Genomic DNA, 18,638 nt, shown 5'->3' with positions numbered 1-18,638 from the left:
CGCGACGGATTTAGCACTCTCCGTGCGGATTCCGGCCGATCGGTCAGGTCAGCTGCTCCGCTGGTCGTCCTTTTCGGCGAGTCTCTTGAACATTTCGTTGTACGCCACCAGATCCGCGTCGCCGTCCGCATCGGCCTTCCGGTCGATTCGGCGCGCCGCTCGGTCATCCGCCCGCGACCACTGGATCAGCAGCGCGAGCATCACCACCACCAGCGGGATCTCGCCGGACGCCCACGCCAGACCGCCGCCCAGCCGCTGGTCGGCGAGCAGGTCGGTGAACCACGGCAGGTCGAGGCCGCGGTAGAAGTCCCCGCCGATCACGTTCGTGGACATCATCAGCGCGATGCCGAAGAAGGCGTGGAACGGCATGGACGCGAAGACCAGCCCGACCTTGCCCATCGGCGGCAGCGGGCGCGGCGCCGGGTCGATGCCGATCACCGGCCAGTAGAAGACGTAGCCGACCAGCACGAAGTGCGCGTTCATCGCCAGGTGCGCCCAGTGCTGCGTCAGCGCCACGTCGAACAGGCCGCTGAAGTACAGCGCGTAGAACGAGCCGACGAACAGCACCAGCGCGACGATCGGGTTGGTCAGCACCCGCGTGATCGGCGAGTGCACGAAGGCCAGCAGCCACTCCCGCGGTCCCGGCGGCTGCTCCTTGCCTGCGGGCTTGAAGACGCGCAGCGCAAGCGACGTCGGACCGGCCATCACCAGGAACACCGGGGCCAGCATGGACAGCAACATGTGCTGGCCCATGTGCACGCTGAACACCGCGGGCGCGTACTTGCCGATGCCGGACGAGGTGGCCACCAGCAGCGTCGCGCAGCCGCACAGCCAGACGACGGTCCGCCCGATCGGCCAGCGGTCGCCGCGCTGCCGCAACCGCCGCACACCCAACAGGTACAGCGCGGCCATGGCCAGCGCGAGAGTGCCGTAGACCAGGTCGAACCGCCAGTCGAACATCAACCGGAACGCGGTCGGCGGCGAGTCGAGCGGGTAGCCGATCAGCAGCTCGGCCCGGTTCGGGACGGTCGCGAGACCGTCCGGCGGCGGGGTGCGACCGAGCGCGACGGCGACGCCGACCGTGGCGAACATGACCAGCACCTCGACCGCGCCGAGGCGCAGCAGCGCGGCCACGCCAGCGCTCTCCTCGATGCGCCGCACGGCACTGCGCCGCTGGAAGTACCCGAACACGCCGAGCACCACGAGCCCGACGGTCTTGACGATGACCAGCAGCCCGTAAGTGCTGGTGAACAGCTGCTCCGGAGTCATCCGCACGAACGCGTTGATCACGCCGGACAGCGCCAGCGCCACCCAGCACACCAGCGCGATCAGCGAGTACCGCCTCGCGACCAGCGGCAGGTGGGCACCGCGGCGGGCGGCGTGTGCCAGCAGCGCTACCAGGCCGCCCACCCACAGAGCCGCGCCGAAGAGGTGGAACAGCAGGCTGTTGGTGGCGATGTCGTGCGCACCACCGCTGGCGGAGTGGCCGGTGGCGATCACCGGGAACAGCGCCAGCAGGCTCAGCCCGAAGGTGACGACCGTCCAGCCCCACGACAGCACGATCCGGCAGGCCAGCACGACCACGAACGCGATCACCGCGGTCAGCAGCCACGCCTGGGCCTGCTCCAAGGCATCCACCAGGCCGAACAGGACCTCGGCGTTGAGCACGTCGCCCACCGGGCGCCCGGTGGCGTCCGCGGCGATGAACGGCACCATCAGGACCGCGCCCACGCACCAGACGGCGGCAGCCCAGCCGGCCGTGCGGACCGCGGCGTAACCGTCAGCAGCCAGCGCCCCCGAGCGTTTGGCGGGGATGGCGAAGGCGGCGAACAGCAGTGAGCCGATGCACACGACCGCGCCGGACTCGGCGATCACGCGGACCACCGGCAACCCGTACTGCGTGATCGGCCCCGGATCCGGCAGGCCCAGCAGCTCGTAGGACGCCCCTGCGGAAAGCGCGGTCAGCGCAGCGGCGACGAGGGCTGCGAGCACAGCAGCGGTGACGATCAGCACGCCCACGGAGCTGGACGTGCCGCGCCGTTCCGGTTCTTTTTCCAGCACGGTCTCGGATGGCACGAAACCGAGCGTAGCCGTCGATTTGAATCATTCAACTTGCAGGATGCCGGGTCAGCAGGTGATCTCCGCCCAGGCGGACCGCTACGGTTACCGAGTGACCGTTGTCCGTCGCCGTGCGCTCGTGGTGCCGATGTTGCTCCTGTGCGCAACCACCGCATGCACCCCGCCGGTTCCGGGCGAGCCGGTGCCCGCTGCTGGGTTCCGCGACGAACCGCAGACCTCCACCGCCGTTCAGCAGAGCGAGTCGCCCACCCCGCGTGACGGCGCCGGGATCGACCCGTGCAGCCTGCTGGTTCCCGAAGACCTGGCGGCGCTCGGCGGCCCGGCCGGACAGCCTCATCCGGACCAACCGGTTCCGGGCGCGTGCACGCACCTGCTGACCAGCGGCCCGGACAACGCCGCCGGCGCGGGGTTCTACGACCCGGTGCCGGTGGTCGCCCAGCACCAGCCGCACGGTGTGGCAGTGGAGGTCGAGGGCCGTTCGGCCTGGTTGTACTGCGAGCTGGTCGACACCCACCAGACCTGCACGGCGGCCACCGAGCTCGGCCCGGACCGCTCCCTGCTGACCATGCTGTCCCTGCGGGACGCCTCCGCCGCGGACACCACCGACCACCTGTTCGGTCTCACCACTGCGGCCCTGCACAAGCTGCCCCCTGCCTGACCAGCAGCAACGCGCACCGTTACGGTTGCAGCTGTCGATCAGCTTGCCGTTCGGTACCGGGTAGGCAACGGTGCGGCGTCGATGCCACGGGGACAGCCACGTGCCGCTACCCTGCATGCTTGCAGCTCAGAGGAGTTGTGCGCCGAAAGAGCCCCCATAGCTCAGCTGGATAGAGCAAAGGACTTCTAATCCTTAGGTCGCAGGTTCGAGTCCTGCTGGGGGCGCAAACGCCCTGGTGAACGAAGTGGGGGTTGATCTCGTTCAAGATCAACCCCCACTTTATCCCCACATTTGTATCAAGCACTCCGCTCCACCTTTCCGAGCGCCTTGGCTGCCGAGCTGCCCGTCGCTGCGACCACTGGCCCTGGTAGTCGCCGCGCCCGATCTGAGCCAGCCGCTTCCGCTGGATGTCCGCGGTCCCGGCTGGGCACCGGATGTGCATTGCGTCGCGCAGATAGCGTTCCAGCCTACGGTCGGCCTCGGCCTGCTGGATATAAGCGCTTCTTATGCCCACCTCGGGAATCGGCCTCTTCTCGAGGTGCGGCCGTGGTTGTTTGATGCCTGCTATCTCTACGAGGAGGTAGTGATGGAATCAGTCCCGGACGCGGCGTCTGCTGAGCAGCTCGGTTCCGCCGAGCGGTCCCGCTCCATCTGGTCGGTTCGGGTCGGTGTCATCCCGCTGCCGTTCTACGCGCTGCTGGTCGTCGTGCTCGCCGCGCTGGCCTGGCAGGACGATCTCAAGGCCGACATCCCGACGATGGTCGCGCTACTCGGCGTCTGCAGCTACACCTGCTACGAGGTCGGGCGGCGGATTCCCGGCTTCCGGTCGATCGGCGGGCCGGTCGTGCTGGTGACGTTCCTGCCCGCGTTCCTGGTGGCCGCGGAGTGGATTCCGGCCGACCTCGCCGAGCACATCACGACGTTCTACAAGTCCACGAACTTCCTGTACGTGTTCATCGCCGGGATCATCGTCGGATCCATCCTGAGCATGAACCGCACGGTGCTGATCAGGGGTTTCCTCAAGATCTTCGTGCCGCTGGCCGCTGGTTCGGTGGCCGCGCTGGTCGTCGGTTCGCTGGTCGGCTGGGCGATCACCGGCGACCTGCACCGGACCGTGTTCTTCATCGTCGTGCCGGTGATGGGCGGCGGCCTCGGCGAGGGCGCGATCCCGCTGACCCTCGGGTACGCGCAGTCCGGGGCCGGACAGGCGGAAACGCTGCTGGCACAGGTACTTCCGGTGGTACTGCTGGCCAATGTTTGCGCGATCGTGTTCTCCAGCGTGCTGTCCATGATCGGGCAGCGCTTCCCGCAGACCACCGGCAACGGCAAGATCCAGCCCGCTTCGGACGACGAGCTCGACCTCGCCGAGCGCGGGCCGGTTTCCTTCGACATCCGCCAGCTGGCCGCAGCCGGTTTCATGGCCGTCGCGCTGTACCTGGTCGGCGAGGCGACGCACGCGCTGTTCGGGTGGCCCGCGCCGATCGTGATGCTGGTGGCCGCGATTGCGCTGAAGCTGAGCCGGTGGCTGCCGCGCAGCCTTGAGCACCACTCGGGCCTGGTCTACGACTTCATGTCCACCGCCGTGACCTATCCGCTGCTGTTCGCCATCGGGGTGTCGTCCACGCCGTGGAACGAGCTGCTCAAGGCGTTCACCTTCGGCACCGTGATCACCATCGTGGCCACCGTCGTCACCATGATGGCCACCGCGTTCCTGGCGGGCCGCTGGATCGGCATGTACCCGGTGGACACCGCGATCGTCGTCGGCACCCACACCGGCATGGGCGGCACCGGTGACGTCGCGATCCTCAGCGCCACCCGCCGGATGGCCCTGATGCCGTTCGCGCAGATCGCCACCCGCATCGGCGGCGCGATCACGGTGACCGTCGCGCTCATCGTTTACGCCAACCTGTACTGAGAGGTGGAAAGCAAGTGCAACCGCTTCGCGGCGTGACCGTGGTGGCCCTCGAACAGGCCATCGCCGCGCCTTATGCCAGCAGGCAGCTCGCGGACCTGGGCGCGCGGGTGATCAAGGTGGAAAGACCGGGTTCCGGCGACTTCGCGCGTCAGTACGACTCCCGCGTCAACGGCTTGAGCTCGCACTTCGTGTGGGTCAACCGCAGCAAGGAGTCGCTGACGCTGGACATCAAGGACCCGCGCGGCATGGCGGTGCTTCGCGAGCTGCTCAGCACTGCGGACGTGTTCATCCAGAACCTCGCACCCGGTGCCGCAGCGCGCATGGGGCTGGGCGCCGAGGAGCTGCAGGCCGACAACCCCGGGCTGGTTGTATGCGACATCTCCGGCTACGGCCAGGGCGGCCCGTACGAGTCGATGAAGGCCTACGACCTGATGGTGCAGAGCGAGGCCGGCCTGCTGTCGGTCACCGGCTCCGGCGACGACATGGCCAAGGTCGGCATCTCCGTCTCCGACATCTCCGCCGGGATGTACGCCTACAGCTCGATCCTCGCGGCGCTGCTGGAACGCGCGAACACCGGCAAGGGCGCGCACATCGACGTCTCGATGCTGGAGTCCACTGTGGAGTGGATGGGTTTCCCGCTCTACTACACCTACGATGGTGCCGAGCCGCCGCCGCGCGCGGGCGCGGCCCACGCGACGATCTACCCGTACGGCCCGTTCACCGCGGGCGACGGCAAGGTCATCATGATGAGCATCCAGAACGAGCGGGAATGGCGGGCGTTCTGCGACCGGTTCCTGGGGCAGCCGGAGCTCGCCGAGCACCCTGACTATGCGGGCAACGCGAACCGCAACGCCAACCGCGAGGACCTGGGCCGGATCATCGCCGCCCGCTTCGCAGCTCTGACCGGCGACGAAGCGACCGCGCTGCTGACCGCCGTGCCGGTCGCCTGCGCCCGCGTCAACACCCTCGCCGACGTGTGGGAACACCCGCAGCTGGCGGCGCGCGGCCGGTGGCACGAGGTACAGACGCCGCGTGGCCCGGTGCCCGCGCTGGCTCCTCCCGGGCCGGTCAACCCCGAGCCGCGGATGGATCCGATCCCGGACGTCGGCGAGCACACCAGGAAGATCCTGGCCGAGCTCGGTCATACAGAGTCCTATGTGGACGATCTGATCGCGGATGGAGTGGTCTGATGCGGGACGCGGTGACCTGGCTGTTCGTTCCCGGTTCCCGGCCGGAACGGTTCGCCAAGGCTGCCGGGGCGGGCGCGGATGCCGTCATCGTCGATCTGGAGGATGCCGTCCCGGCGGAGGCCAAGGCAGCGGCGCGGGAGAACCTGCGCGGCGCGTGGCCGATCGGTTCTAGCGTGGCGGTGCGCATCAATGCGCGCAGCAGCCCGGAATTCGACGCCGACGTGGCGCTTTGCCGGGAACTCAGCCCAGCCGCGGTCATGCTGCCGAAAACCGAAAGCGCGCAGGAAATCCAGGTAACGGCCGACGGTACCTGTCGCCCGGTGCTCGGTCTCGTCGAAACGGCGCGGGGATTCGTCAACCTCGGCGAGATCTGTGCCGCCTCGGGGCTTGCCCGGCTGGTTTTCGGCAGCATCGACCTAGCACTGGATCTCGGCGTAACAGCCGACGCGGCGTTGGATTCCTCGCGCAGCGACCTGGTCCGGTGGTCCGCGGCGTGCGGGCTGCCCGCACCGCTCGACGGTGTCACGCCGTCGATCAACGACACAGAAGCCATCGAGCGGGATTCGCGCCGCGCCAAGGAGTGGGGTTTCGGAGGGAAGCTGTGCATCCACCCCGCGCAGCTGCCGGTCGTCCGCGACGCCATGCGACCGAGCCCCGAGGAGGTCGCGTGGTCGCGACGCGTGGTCGAAGCGGACGAGCAGGCGCGCGGAGCTGCGGTGTCGCTGGACGGTGCGATGATTGACCGGCCCGTGGTCGAACGCGCAAGGCGGTTGCTACGGGCGGCGGACTAGTGTGGGCGATTTCGCGCGTTGATGGCATACGGCCGGGCTAGGTTGAGCTAGAGCATTTGTGCAGTTCAGCCCTTGCGAGGTGGTGGTCCACTGTGGCCATTTGTGCGGGGTGTGGGTGTCGCTGATACCCACAAGATCAACAGGTTGTTGCCCACTTGCGGATCGTGCATGTCCGTATGACGGATGGCACGGCGCGATTTCCCTAAGGATGACCGCACAGATCAGCCAGCCAGTGAAGCTATCGCGCCGACTCGCCTGACACCAGGCGTGAGCGCAAAAGTACCGGCGATAACTCGCGGCCGATCGGCGCGAACTTTTCACCTGGGCGTCGACCAGCGGTGGGCCAGCAGCTTCCTGGCCTGGATAGAACCGGCGGTATGAGTCCCGAACCCTCCCAGCTCAACCGGCGCGCCCTCCTTCGCGGTGCCGCTGCCACCGGAATCGCCGCCACCGGCATGTTCCTGTCCGGCGCCCCCGCATTCGCGCGCGGCATGGTCGCACCGCAGACCGCCTCGGCCAGCGGTGCGGAAGCCGGACCGACACCGCTGGCGCAGGCGCACGCCCACAACGACTACGAACACCCCAGGCCGCTTTTCGACGCCTTGGACCACGGCTTCACGAGCGTCGAGGCCGACGTCTGGCTGGTGGACGGCAAGCTGCTCATCGCCCATGACCGTGACCAGGTGAAGCCCGATCGCACCCTGGAGAGCCTGTACCTCCAGCCGTTGCTCGACCGGGTCCGGGCCAACAACGGCAGCGTCTACGCGGGATGGCCGCACACCTTCCACCTGCTCATCGATGTCAAGTCGGACGCCACCCCGACTTACCAGGCGATCGACGCCGTGTTGCGCCGCTACCAGGACATGCTCACCCAGTTCACGCCGCATGAGGTCCACGGCGGTGCCATCACGGCCACCATTTCCGGAAACCGGAACCTGTCGCTGATGGCTTCGCAGCCCATGCGCCACGCCGCTTACGACGGCCGGCTAGCCGACCTCGGCAGCAGCGCGCGTGCCGATCTGATCCCGCTGATCAGTGACAACTGGACCAAGACGTTCACCTGGCAGGGTGTGGGCCCGATGCCTGCGGCCGAACGTGACAATCTCCGCCGAATCGTGGCCACCGCGCACGCGCACGGCCAGCGGGTGCGGTTCTGGGCCACCCCGGACATGCCCGGACCTGCGCGGGACAACGTCTGGCGCGAGGAACTCGACGCAGGCGTCGACTTCTTCAACACCGACCACCTCGCCGATCTCCAGCAGTTCCTGCTGACCGAAAACCGCACGCCCTCGACACCAGCGGTCGAGTGGTGGCCGCCGCGCCAGGACGATCGCGACGCGGCTTGATCCCCTTCCCCTGGATGCTCCCCGAGGTGCCTCAGTGCGGCACGGTGCCTCGGGGAGCGTGCCGCACTGAGGCACCAACGTTGTCTGGAGGTTGTAAGGGTTCTCACCGGCGGCTTGCCCGCGTAGGTCTGTCCGAAAAGGACGGTACAGCTTTCGCCTGGACGCGTGGATCCGGACGCCCTTGGCTCACTAGCCCGTACTCACGCCAATTTCCGGCTGGTCCGTGGTGTGGCTGTGGGTACAGGCTCAGGCCATCATCACCGCTGGTGAGCAGCCGATGACGATCATTTCGCCAGGTCGCGCCCTACGGTGTCCATTAACGCTCGAAATCGCCCAACCGGACCCCGGACGATGCGTGGTTGAATCCCGACCGAGGTTCCTAGCCGAAGCACCTGCACCTAGAACGGGGTCGACGTGGACATCGCCCACCTGCGCGACTTCATCACCGTCGTCGACTCCGGCAGCCTGACCCGCGCCGCCGCCCAGCTGTACGTCTCGCAACCGGCCCTGAGCCAGCGGATTGCCAATCTGGAAGCCGAGCTCGGGGTCCGGCTGCTCGAACGCGGGCCGCGCGGCGTGACGCCCACCGCGGCGGGCCGCGCCCTCTACCGCGATGCCCAGCAGCTGGTGCGGCAGTTCGACCGGATCGCGGGTGACGTGCTCAGCGGCGACCACATCCACGGCCCGGTCGCCGTCGGGCTGCCGACGACCGTCGCGGTGCGCCTGGCACCGGCGCTGTTCTCCTGGACGAAGGCCAACCACCCCGGCATCCACCTCCAGCTCTTCGAGTCGATGAGCGGCTACATCCAGGAGTTGCTCGCCCTCGGCCGCCTCGATCTGGCCGTGCTCTACCGCGACGGCGACACCGGCCGCCCGGCCGAGACCCTGCTGTACTCGGAAGACCTTTTCCTCATCGGGCAACCGAAACCGCCCGCGGCCGACGAGGACGAGATCGGGCTGGTGGACCTGCAGAACACGCCGCTGGTGGTGCCGGGCGGCCGCAGCAACCTGCGGGCGCTGATCGATCAGGCCTTCGCCGCGCAAGGCCTGGTGCCGTCGATCGTCGCGGACGTGGACTCACTGGGCGCCATGATCCGCATCGCGGCCGGTGGACAGGCGTGCACGATCCTGCCGCTGTCCAGCGTCGCGGACCAGGCGAACCACCGGGAGCTCGGGGTGCGGCGGATCCGCAACCCGGTCATCTCGCGGAGCGTCGCGGTCTGCGACGCCGTCGAGTACTACCCGCCCCGGGACGCGGTGGCGGCGGTGCGGGAGGGCATCTCGGTGGTGACCAGGCAGATGGCCGCCGCCGGCGACTGGCCCGGAATTCTTTTGGCCTAGCGCTTTTCCGGGCGGTGTTCTGGCACTCTGTTCGGGTGCTGGAGATCGCGGACAAGCTGGGCTCGGTGCTGTCGGCCCTGATCGGGCTCATCGGGCTGGTCCTGACCGTGTACGGCCTGCGGCTGCAACGCCGAGCGACACGGGCCGCCCAGCTTCCACCGATGCCAACCGGTCTCGCCGAGTCCGATCAGGCCCGGCTGGGGGTCCCGGAACGCGCGGACTGGGTGCCGCCGTCGAAATACCTCCCGCCCGGAGGCTGGTCGGGCGAGCAGATGATGCGTCGGGAGCCCCCATCGCCGGCGTCGCCGCGCCGAATGGTCCTGGTCACCGGCCTGGTGCTACTCGCCGTGTCGGTCGTGCTCGGCGTCGTCACCTGGCTCTTCTAGCGACGCTTGTCCCTTCCGGCAGATGTGCCCGGCGGCGATTTTCGCCAGCCTGGCGGGATGCGTGATGCTGCCGTCTGGTGACCCACAGTTTCAATTGAAACTGTGGAATGCCGGGCCCACCTAGCGCGGCACGCAGAGCCCCATACCGAGATACCGCTGGGCGCCGAGCAGAACCGGGCCCGACACCGGGGTCGGGAACTCCAGGAGAACATGCAGGAAGGGACGCGGTGCTTTCTCCTGGCGAGCGAGGTCGCCGCGCCCGAGGAACGCGCCACCGCGCACCAGCGGGTCGCGCCCGGTGGTCACGACCGTCGGTTCGGGTAGCCCTACACGCTGGCAAGCGCGGCTGACTTCGGCTTCCTCGTTGTCTCTTCCGGAGAACCGGTCGAGCACCATCGGCGTCACCGTGGCCCACCGACGCGACCGCCGGCTCCACCACTCCGGCTCCAGCGGCGTCCCCGCGGTGGCGCGTCGACGAAGGCGCAGGTGCGCGCCCGGCAGGCGGAGCTCGAAGCTCTCCGCCAGCGCGATGTCAACGGCCGCAACGAGATCCGTCCGCCCGTCGGGAACCAGCACCCCGACACCGATCACATCGCCGTCCGCATCGGGATGCCCAGAATCGAGCAGCGGCAGGTAGGCGAGGTGCGGCTGGTTGTCCGCGCCGTGCCCGTTGATCTCTGGCGGAATCGGATCGGGCACCCTGCTCATGACGGTCTTGCGCAGGCACCCGGTAACGGCACCGGCCATCTTCCCGCTGATCCGAATGCCCCGCGGAAAGGCATATGTGAGCATCACGCGTCGGCACCTCGAATCTGCCGCACGCTGAACCCGGCCGTCGGCTGCGACGAGCGAACCCGCATCGGGATGTATGTCTCGTTCTCGGTGCCGTAGTGCATCAGGTAGGTCTTCCGGTAGAAGGAGCCGCGATAGTGCATGAGCTGCCAACCAACGGCTAACGAAACGGTTTTCGGCATGTTGGCGAACACGACGAGCTCGTCGTCGGGATGCTTCTCCTTGATGCGAAACAACTGTGCCGTAACCATCTTGCTGAGCTCGTTCAGTTCCTCACCCGTGTAGTCGGAGCTCCGGTCCTCGCCGTTGAGGACCTCCTCCGGTCCAGTCGTGTAGCAGGACGAAACCCCCGCGGCCCGGAAATGCCGGATCCGGTGTTTGTGGAACTCGTGCGCATGTCCGGCCAAACCGATGTGCACGCCGATGCGTTCCCCCAACGGGTCCTCGATGGATTCCTCCTGGATGTCCAACTTCGCCAAACCGACTTCCGACAGGTACTGCAGATCGAACTTCCGCTCCGGCTTTCCCTTCTGGGTCGCCAACTCGACCATCTGGAAGTCGTGGGTGCGCGCCGGGAGATAACCACCGATGGCCATCGCGATCGGCCACGGCATGTTCGGCGCGACGGAGTGCTTGCCGTCGTCCGGGGTGGTGTTGACCAGCAGCTGCAACTGCGCGCCGGCCTCGCGGCAGGCTTCTTCCACGTCGATGACGTCGTTCGAAGTGCTCGTTTCGAGGTCGAGCCACCGGTGCAGCACGCGGATCGACATGTGTTGTTCTGCCGCAACAGCACGGGAATTCTGGCCCTGTTCCTGCGTTCGATCGCGCATCGCCTCGTCGAGGACCTGCACGCTGAACAGCGTCGCCGACGCCTGGCGCACCTTGTAGCGCCGCCGCACCAGGAACCAGACCAGGAACAGCGAGAAGCACAGGAAGAGCACCCGCCAAAAATCGAAGCGGGCCTGCGGATCGTCCTTCGGCAGCAGGTCTTCGAGGAACAACGACAGCAGCGCGGTGGCACCCGCACTGAACACGCCTACCCCTATCGAGGCTGTTCGTACGCGCTTCGAGACGTTTCCACGTCGGAGATTCGAGAAGACTCGCATGTCGCTCCACGTCGATCGAGGGACGGCATGTAACCTACCGTGTCACCGAACGATTACGCTCAGTGTTCTATACCTCAAGGGCAGGGTCACCCAGGAGGCAGTGTTTTGGGCGATGCATTCGTCAACCCGTACACGTTCGTCCCGCTCCCAAAGGGACGGCCGCAACGCGAGGCACCGCATGGGCACCTGGGCAACGCCAAGCGGCTGTCCGGAACCCTCACCGTCTCGATCGAGACGGTGACGCCGCTGCTCATCCGCGGTTTCGGCAGCGACACCAGCCCCCAACTGCCGACGCGCCCGGACGGCACCCCGTTCATTCCCGGCTCGTCGCTGAAGGGCGCGATCCGGTCGCTGCACGAGACGATGACCGGCAGCTGCCTCCGGGTGTTCGACGACGAGTTCGTGCCGCGCTACCGGGATCCCGTCGAGTGGAGCAAGGACAGGGTGTTGGCGGTCGTGACCGTCCCACCGCAGGGCGACGAGCCGCCGCAGGTGCGGCTTTGCAAGGCCAAGCCCAAGGAACGGCTCAGCGCGAAGCAGCTGCACGAGATATACCAACGCCGCCGCCTCCTCTCAGGCTCACGGTTCACCAGGAAGAACGGGCAATTCGAGCCGAAGAACGACGGCGAATGGGTGCTGTTCCTCAGCAACAGGCGCGAAGACGACGACGCCTACCACGGACACCTCCGCATGCTCAGGAACGCGAAGGCGGGCGACCAAGGAAAGCTCGTGCCGCAACCGGTGTGGGACCGCTTCAGAAAACTGGTCGAGGACACCGATGACGACCGCACGGGCCTGCGGGAAGCCTGCGGCAAGCCCGTCATTGACGTAACCGTTCCCCGGCCGAAAAAGGACGGCGCCGGCGAGGACTTCATGACCGGTCACCGGTTCATCGCGAGCGCCGTGCTGCTGCCGAACCAGCCGGTCTGGGTCGAGTTGAACGACCAGGATGAGATCACGGACCTGGGGCTGGCGATGGCCTGGCGGCACCACGGCGCGACACCCGCTGGCGAACGCGTCAGGGAGTTCGGTCCGTGCACCTCAGACAGCGAGTTGTGCCCGAGCTGCCGCCTGTTCGGTTCGGCGGACCTGTCCGGCAAGCCGGACGATCCGGAGCTGGCCGACCTGGCGATGCAGCGCTCCTATCGAGGTCACGTGCGGTTCGGCGATGCACTGGCAGACGCGCCGGTGGAGCCCGAATCGCACACCCTGCCGCCGTTGGGCGTGCCGCGTCCGGGCTCCGGGCAGTTCTACCTGCACAACGACGGTTTCGAGGGGAAGGCCGCACGCGGGAAGCAGCAGCCGCTTCGGGAGTGGGGCTCCAGGGCGGACCGGAAGCCACGGGAGCTGCGCGGGCGCAAGTACTACTGGCACACATCGGAGTTCAACGGTCGCCAGAAGGCCCGCCCGCACCAGAAGGACAGCGAGATGGTCTCGGAGGCGGTGGCGTTCCCAGGCGGGTCGAAGTTCACCGCAACGATCACCTTCACCGACATCGACCACGCACAGCTCGGCGGCCTGCTCGCGGCCCTGCTCCCGGGCCGGGCGCTGGGGGAGGACAAGGCGCTGCAGCACATCGGCGGCGGTCGCCCGCTCGGCTTCGGCAGCAGCCGAATCACGCTGGTCGAGGGGAAGATGTGGGCGAACGGCTCCCGCTACGGATGCGACTCGGCGGAGCAGACCTTCGCCGTCGACGCGCTGCTGACCAGCTTCCGCGACTCGCAGCCCGAGCGGCTGCGGGGGACGATCTGGCCGCAGATCTCCGAGGTGCTGCGTCAGGACTCCGTCGATCCGGAGAAGGTCTGGTACCCGCCGGGCGCGCTGTGGAAGCAGCGCGAATCGGAGAAGTTCGACACCGGTTTCGAGTTCTGGAAGCAGACCTCGGGCTACGGCGATCATCAGCTCACGTCGCTGCCGCACGTGGACCCGGGGTCGAAGCAGAGCCACGAATTGCCAGTCATCGTCGAGAATTCTGAGCAGAAGGGCCGCTCGTGAGCGTCTATCTCGACATCGGCGTCGTGCGCATCCAGTCCTGGCTGACCCGAACGCCGAAGCTGCGCGGCCGACGCGGCGGCTCGACCATGATCAGCGATGCGACCTTACCCGAGGCCATCGCCGGTGTGCTCGAAGAACTGCGGGATAAGGTCGAGCCCAATTCCGAGGTCGGCGACATCGACGGCGTCGTCGCGCTACGGCTGCATACTGACGACGACGCAATCGCGAGGCAGGTCGAAAAGACCGTGGTCAGCCATCTTCGACAAGAGCTGCCGACCGCCACCCTCAGCGCCGGAAAGTACGTCGGCGAGACCTACGCCGACGCCAAGCTGAACCCCGCCCTGTGGAAGAACACGTGGGCACCTGCGGTGAGCGACTGGCCGCCGGGCAAACCGTGCGGGTGGTGCCACGTCTGGCCGGCCACGCCGAACGATACCGACGAGGAGAACAACCGCCTCTGCCACGAATGCGCGCTGCGCAAGAAAGCGGCGATCGATAACGAGAACGGCGAGCGGATCCCGCGCCAAGAGCAGAAGCTACGGGACAAGCTCGGCACGGCCGCGCCGGTTCCGGACATGATGAAGGACCTCGCGCAGCTGGATCGCGGCGGCACGCACGTGGCGTTGATCTACGCCGACGGCAACGCCATCGGGAAGTTCATCTCCGACCTCCACGGGATGCCGAAGAACAAGTCGGCCCGAAACCTGCTTGACAAGGTCACGAAAGCGATCGACGACTCCACCTGGGGTGCCCTGGTCACGGCCGTCCGGGAGATCTGGGCCCCCGGCGCTGTGCTGCCAGTGATCCCGCACCTGGTCGGCGGCGATGACGTGCTGGTCAGCGTCCCGGCGGACCGGGCCTGGGATTTCGTCCGGAAGCTGCAATCGGAGTTCAAGCGCCGGATCGAGCACGAGACGAACGGAACGGGAGTCAATGCGCCGTCGCTGTCGGCCGGGATCGTCTTCCACCACCACACCAAGCCGCTGCACGTGATGCACGATCTCGTCTCCTCGATGCTGCGCAGCGCTAAGAGACAGTACCTCGGCGCCGAAGCCGCCATCGCCTGGCAGGACGCGACGCACGACGGTCAGGAATCGATCGGCCGAACTCCGTTCCGCCACTCCAAGTTGGAGGACGAGTTCCCCAAGCTGAAAGAGCTCGCCGAGCTCCCCAACGCCGCGCGGCAGCGGCTCGCCGAACTGCTGCGCTCCCACGAGCTCGGGTCGAAGCCGGTGGAGCAGCACCTCCGGCGGCTCGATCTGGCGGGCAAGGTCGCTCCCTTCCGGGAGGACCCGATTCTGTTGGCGGACGCGCTGGGGATGGTGCGCTGGTGGCGGTAACCCGACTCGAATTCGAGATCCTTTTCCACGGCCCGTTCCGCGTCGCCCTCGGGCAGGGTGGTCCCGGCGTGCACAACACCATCAGCCGACGGGACGCGCTGCCAGCCTCCAGCCTCAAGGGAGTCGTGCGCGCCACAGCCGCACTCCTGCTCGGCCCGGACAACCCGGCGGTAGCCGAGGTCTTCGGCTCCAGCCGACGACCGTGCCCGTGGCACTGGAGCTCGCCGCAGCCGAGTATCCGGGAAGACGATCAGGCACGAGCCTCCTGGTATGCGCCGATGCCGACCGCACGTGTGCGCATCGACCGCGAGACCCACACCGCGGCCGAGGACATGCTCGCCATCGCCGAGCAGACCGGCGCGGAGAGCGCGACCTTCGCGGTGACGCAGACTGCCCGCATCGATGATCTGGCCAAGCACCAGGACGTGCTGCTCGTCGCCGCGCAAGCGACTCGGTCGCTGGGTGCGCTGCGGCGGCGCGGCCTGGGCTGGGTCGGCATCGCCTGCACGAGCCACGAACCCGACGAAGCCACCGTCCGCCGATTCCTTGAGTTGAAGCAGCCATGACCGATTTCGTGAAGCTGACCGTCACCCTTACCGAGCCCGTAGCGGTGGTCCGCCACCTGCGCAACGACTTCCGCCAGGAGTCCTACGACCACATCCCCGGCACCGCCGTGCGGGGCGCGTTGGCCGCGCAGTGGCTGCTCGCGCACGGCGATCCCGATGACGATTTCCTCGAAATCTTTGAGGGCGACGGTGTTTTCGGCCCGTTGCATTCCGCGGCGAGCCTGCCGGTGCCGCTCAGCGTCAAGGTGCACAAGTACCGGGCGGGCGACGACTGCCGAGTCCTCTGGTGGGACGCGATCCGCGAAGAGGTGGACGTGTGCAAATGGTGCGAGCAGAAGCTTGAATTCAGCAAGGGCGGCCCGGTCGGCAAGGTCCGGCGGACGCCGCGCACCCGCAACGCGCTCGACGTAGAAGGCGGCGCGCGCAGCGGAAATCTGTTCAACCAGAGCAGCATCGCTGCGGGCAACGTGTTCGAGGGCTGGCTGTCCGGGTCGGCGTTGCGCTCGCTGCGCATCGACGGTGAACCGGTACGAACGCTCTCCCTGGGTGGAAAACGCACCGTTCAGGGCAATGCCGAGGTCGCGATCGATTTCGACGCCGAGCCGGAGCCGGTGGAGATGGTCGGCAAGGACGTGATCCTGCGGCTGGCCGCGCCGGGGATCTTCGTCGACAAGCTGGGCTTGCCCGCCGACAAGCCGGACCCGGGCGAGCTGTCGGATGTTCTGGGCGTGGAGGTCGCGCCGGTTGAGGGGCCGTGGGGGCGCTGGACCGAAGTCGGCGGCTGGCACCTGGCCAGCGGCCTGCCGAAGCCAACCGAGCGCGCTGTTCAGGCAGGTTCGACCTACCGCATCCGCTGCGCGGAGCCGCCGAGCGAAGCTGCCCGGCGTGCGCTCATGGTTCGCGGGGTGGGGTTGCGGCGGAGGGAGGGTTTCGGCGCGCTGTGCCGACCGGTTCCGCCGCTTTCCTTCTACGAGTGGGACGACGTGCTCGTGAGGTTGCAGGTAGACATCGCCGCCGTCGAAAAGACCTTGCCTCAGCTGCACGAACGCACCAGGGAGCTGCGTAGCGGGATCGAGAACGACGCGCCGTTCCAGGATCAGCTGGCCCGCGACGACGAGTACGCCATCGCGCTGCGGAAGCTGCTGGACGTCACGGATCCGGTGCTTTACGGCCGCCTGGTGGCGAGGTTGGAGAGCGGAAAGTGAAGGTGCTGCTGCTGACGGCCAGGATTCGCCTGGAAACGGAGGGCGGCGTGGTCGGCACCGAGGTACCGACCGAACGGGGCAGCGACCTGCAGCTGCGCCGCGACCCGGCTGGCGGAATCCACTTGCCTGGCACGACCGTCGCGGGCAGCCTGCGCGAGCACTGCGGCGAGGAGCTGGATGACCTGTTCGGGAGCCAGCCGGAGGAGCGGAAAACCCAGGATTCCGACGACTTTGCCCTGACGCCGTCCGCGATCCAGGTCCTCGGCACCCGCTATCGTCCGGCAGTCGACGATCCCAAGACGCAGGAGACCGGGCACCACGTTCGCACTGCGATCGACCGGTCTCGCGGGGCGGCCAAGAACAACGCCTTGCACAGGGTGGAGCAGCTGCCGCGCGGGACCGAGTTCGACATCATGTTCCGCTGGAACAACCCGGATCGGCGGCGCGAGGAGTTCCTGACCAAGCTGAAGTCCTGGCATCCGAGGCTGGGGCGAGGTGTCACCACCGGGGCCGGGCAGTGCCGACTCATCGGCTGGGGCGCCGCCGACTACGACCTGACCACGCCCGAAGGCCTGCTCACCTGGGTCCGCCGCACGGGCCTGGACTCCTACCCCGACCCGACCAACCAGCCGGTGCCGGCGCCTGATGCCGAGCCGCTGCTGAACGTGCAGATGACCATTGTGGACGGACTGCACTGCGGCGTCGGCGACGAGGACAAACCCGAGGAGGCGCCGCGCGAGATCTTCCGCCTGGATGGTGTTCCAGCGATTCCAGGCTCGACGCTCAAGGGTGTTTTGCGGTCTCGCGCGGAGTACATCTGCCGTGCGGTCGGTGTTCCGGCCTGCGACGGCCAGAGCCCCGACGAGTGCCGGCCGTGCCGGATCTTCGGGTCTGGTGGCCACGAGTCCGCGCGGCGCGGGGCGATCGTTGTGCACACGGCCGTCATCGAGAACCCGGTGGAGCAGGAGCGTCCGCACGTGGCGATCGACCGGTTCTCCGGCGGCTACAAGGACGGCGCGCTGTACAAGGACAAAGTCGTGGTAGCCGGGCAGTTCCGGCTGCACGTCGAGCAGATCGGGAAGCTGGAAGACGGCGATGTGCAGCTGCTCAAGGCTGTCATCGCCGACCTGGACGAAGGGCTGATCGGCATCGGCCAGAGCACCACGCGCGGCTACGGAACGGTCCGCGTCGCCGATTCTGGTTGGCAGGAGCCCAACCTGGCCTCGCTCGCCTCGACGCTCCGGAAGGATGCGGCATGACCTGGCACCTGTACGGCACCGGCCGCCGAACGGCCGACAACTGGCCAAGGCTCCATTCGGTTGCGGCGGCCTGGGATGCGGGCTGGGCCGATATGAACGGCTTCCACCTCGAACCCATGCCCGGCCGGCCACCGGTCGCAACCCACCTGTGGGCATGGACCGCGCAACGCTGGCTACGCGTTCGCATCGACGGCACCAACTGGTGGGCAGCCCTGCTGACCAGCGGCGAAGCACCGGTCGAAGACCTGTGGACCAAGCACGAAGGGGTGCCGAAACCGCCAAGCACCAAGCTGCGGCACTGGAACCCGGACGAAGGCCAAGTCCACCAGTTCAAGGGAGACAAGGAAATCCTGAACCGACAGGACTTCATCCAACTGACCCCGCTACGCCCCACCACGGCCGCCTTCATCGGCCACAACTCAACACTTACCTGACCACTTGCACACCACCAGCACCGCTGGTGCTGGTCATCCAAATGCGAGCGGTCCAATGCGAACGCCTCCAGGCACGAACCGCTCGCAACCCAAAACCCCAGGTCAAAAACCAGATCAACGAAATGTAAGATCAACGAGAACTGGCCCGCCCCGGAGTTTCCGGACAGTGGCCCCACTAGAATGGGGTTGTCTGGAACGGAGTAAGTGAGTGTCGCAACGGCGTCGGAAGTTTTCA

At 67.5% G+C, this 18,638-nt stretch carries 16 protein-coding genes and 1 tRNA gene; 14 read left to right on the top strand and 3 right to left on the bottom strand.

Features of this window, described 5'->3' with window-relative positions; translation table 11 throughout:
* Window positions 1-48: 48 nt before the first annotated feature.
* On the bottom strand, window positions 49-2,076 hold the full coding sequence (locus tag ACWCO2_RS11055; RefSeq protein WP_450127562.1) for a cytochrome c oxidase assembly protein: 2,028 nt from the start codon (window positions 2,074-2,076) through the stop codon (window positions 49-51).
* Window positions 2,077-2,170: 94 nt separating this feature from the next.
* Between ACWCO2_RS11055 and ACWCO2_RS11050 the strand changes: the two genes are divergently transcribed.
* The 8 genes from ACWCO2_RS11050 (at window position 2,171) to ACWCO2_RS11015 (ending at window position 9,706) form a co-directional block, all read left to right on the top strand.
* Window positions 2,171-2,737, top strand: coding sequence for a DUF3558 family protein (locus ACWCO2_RS11050; RefSeq protein ID WP_450127561.1), 567 nt, complete (start codon window positions 2,171-2,173; stop codon window positions 2,735-2,737).
* A 150-nt stretch (window positions 2,738-2,887) separates the two neighbouring features.
* Window positions 2,888-2,961: transfer RNA gene (locus tag ACWCO2_RS11045), tRNA-Arg, on the top strand.
* Window positions 2,962-3,323: 362 nt separating this feature from the next.
* Window positions 3,324-4,652, top strand: a complete 1,329-nt coding sequence (locus ACWCO2_RS11040) for a 2-hydroxycarboxylate transporter family protein (protein ID WP_450127560.1) — start codon at window positions 3,324-3,326, stop codon at window positions 4,650-4,652.
* 14 nt (window positions 4,653-4,666) lie between these two features.
* Window positions 4,667-5,842 (top strand): CaiB/BaiF CoA transferase family protein, encoded by a 1,176-nt coding sequence (locus ACWCO2_RS11035; RefSeq protein WP_450127559.1) that lies wholly within the window; start codon window positions 4,667-4,669, stop codon window positions 5,840-5,842.
* Window positions 5,842-6,633 carry an HpcH/HpaI aldolase/citrate lyase family protein gene (locus tag ACWCO2_RS11030; protein ID WP_450127558.1) on the top strand — a complete coding sequence of 264 codons (792 nt, stop codon included), beginning with the start codon at window positions 5,842-5,844 and terminating at the stop codon, window positions 6,631-6,633. The genes ACWCO2_RS11035 and ACWCO2_RS11030 overlap by 1 nt, the downstream gene beginning before the upstream one ends.
* Before the next feature lie 377 nt (window positions 6,634-7,010).
* Window positions 7,011-7,979 (top strand): phosphatidylinositol-specific phospholipase C/glycerophosphodiester phosphodiesterase family protein, encoded by a 969-nt coding sequence (locus ACWCO2_RS11025; protein ID WP_450127557.1) that lies wholly within the window; start codon window positions 7,011-7,013, stop codon window positions 7,977-7,979.
* Between the two features lie 414 nt (window positions 7,980-8,393).
* Window positions 8,394-9,320, top strand: a complete 927-nt coding sequence (locus ACWCO2_RS11020; RefSeq protein WP_450127556.1) for a LysR substrate-binding domain-containing protein — start codon at window positions 8,394-8,396, stop codon at window positions 9,318-9,320.
* 35 nt (window positions 9,321-9,355) lie between these two features.
* Window positions 9,356-9,706, top strand: coding sequence for a hypothetical protein (locus ACWCO2_RS11015; protein WP_450127555.1), 351 nt, complete (start codon window positions 9,356-9,358; stop codon window positions 9,704-9,706).
* 120 nt (window positions 9,707-9,826) lie between these two features.
* Here ACWCO2_RS11015 and csb2 read toward each other — a convergent pair whose 3' ends face one another.
* Complete coding sequence (gene csb2 / locus ACWCO2_RS11010) at window positions 9,827-10,498, bottom strand: type I-G CRISPR-associated protein Csb2 (protein ID WP_450127654.1); 672 nt, start codon at window positions 10,496-10,498, stop codon at window positions 9,827-9,829.
* Entirely contained in the window at window positions 10,498-11,532 is a 1,035-nt protein-coding gene (locus tag ACWCO2_RS11005) for a hypothetical protein (RefSeq protein ID WP_450127554.1), read from the bottom strand. The genes csb2 and ACWCO2_RS11005 overlap by 1 nt, the downstream gene beginning before the upstream one ends.
* Before the next feature lie 111 nt (window positions 11,533-11,643).
* On the opposite strand from ACWCO2_RS11005, the gene ACWCO2_RS11000 reads away from it, so the two are divergent.
* Genes ACWCO2_RS11000 through ACWCO2_RS10975 form a run of 6 tightly spaced genes read left to right on the top strand, consistent with a single transcriptional unit; the run spans window position 11,644 to window position 18,403 of the window.
* Window positions 11,644-13,599 (top strand): TIGR03986 family type III CRISPR-associated RAMP protein, encoded by a 1,956-nt coding sequence (locus ACWCO2_RS11000; RefSeq protein ID WP_450127553.1) that lies wholly within the window; start codon window positions 11,644-11,646, stop codon window positions 13,597-13,599.
* A complete protein-coding gene (locus tag ACWCO2_RS10995; RefSeq protein WP_450127552.1) occupies window positions 13,596-14,939 on the top strand; it encodes a Cas10/Cmr2 second palm domain-containing protein in 1,344 nt (447 codons plus the stop codon). The genes ACWCO2_RS11000 and ACWCO2_RS10995 overlap by 4 nt, the downstream gene beginning before the upstream one ends.
* On the top strand, window positions 14,930-15,505 hold the full coding sequence (locus tag ACWCO2_RS10990) for an RAMP superfamily CRISPR-associated protein (RefSeq protein ID WP_450127551.1): 576 nt from the start codon (window positions 14,930-14,932) through the stop codon (window positions 15,503-15,505). Before ACWCO2_RS10995 ends, ACWCO2_RS10990 begins: the two co-directional genes overlap by 10 nt.
* Complete coding sequence (locus ACWCO2_RS10985) at window positions 15,502-16,710, top strand: type III-B CRISPR module-associated Cmr3 family protein (protein WP_450127550.1); 1,209 nt, start codon at window positions 15,502-15,504, stop codon at window positions 16,708-16,710. The genes ACWCO2_RS10990 and ACWCO2_RS10985 overlap by 4 nt, the downstream gene beginning before the upstream one ends.
* Window positions 16,707-17,969, top strand: a complete 1,263-nt coding sequence (locus ACWCO2_RS10980) for an RAMP superfamily CRISPR-associated protein (protein ID WP_450127549.1) — start codon at window positions 16,707-16,709, stop codon at window positions 17,967-17,969. Before ACWCO2_RS10985 ends, ACWCO2_RS10980 begins: the two co-directional genes overlap by 4 nt.
* A complete protein-coding gene (locus tag ACWCO2_RS10975) occupies window positions 17,966-18,403 on the top strand; it encodes a hypothetical protein (protein ID WP_450127548.1) in 438 nt (145 codons plus the stop codon). Before ACWCO2_RS10980 ends, ACWCO2_RS10975 begins: the two co-directional genes overlap by 4 nt.
* Window positions 18,404-18,638: the final 235 nt, after the last annotated feature.

It is taken from the genome of Saccharopolyspora sp. NPDC002376 (assembly GCF_053593195.1).
Note: the sequence above shows the minus strand (reverse complement) of the source record. Positions and strands in the feature narration are given on the sequence as shown.

Excerpts from the sequence above, each read along its gene's own strand:
- ACWCO2_RS11025 (WP_450127557.1), top strand. The coding sequence starts at position 7,011 with ATGAGTCCCGAACCCTCCCAGCTCAACCGGCGCGCCCTCCTTCGCGGT.
- csb2 (WP_450127654.1), bottom strand. The coding sequence starts at position 10,498 with ATGCTCACATATGCCTTTCCGCGGGGCATTCGGATCAGCGGGAAGATG.
- ACWCO2_RS11040 (WP_450127560.1), top strand. The coding sequence starts at position 3,324 with ATGGAATCAGTCCCGGACGCGGCGTCTGCTGAGCAGCTCGGTTCCGCC.
- ACWCO2_RS10975 (WP_450127548.1), top strand. The coding sequence starts at position 17,966 with ATGACCTGGCACCTGTACGGCACCGGCCGCCGAACGGCCGACAACTGG.
- ACWCO2_RS11030 (WP_450127558.1), top strand. The coding sequence starts at position 5,842 with ATGCGGGACGCGGTGACCTGGCTGTTCGTTCCCGGTTCCCGGCCGGAA.
- ACWCO2_RS10985 (WP_450127550.1), top strand. The coding sequence starts at position 15,502 with ATGACCGATTTCGTGAAGCTGACCGTCACCCTTACCGAGCCCGTAGCG.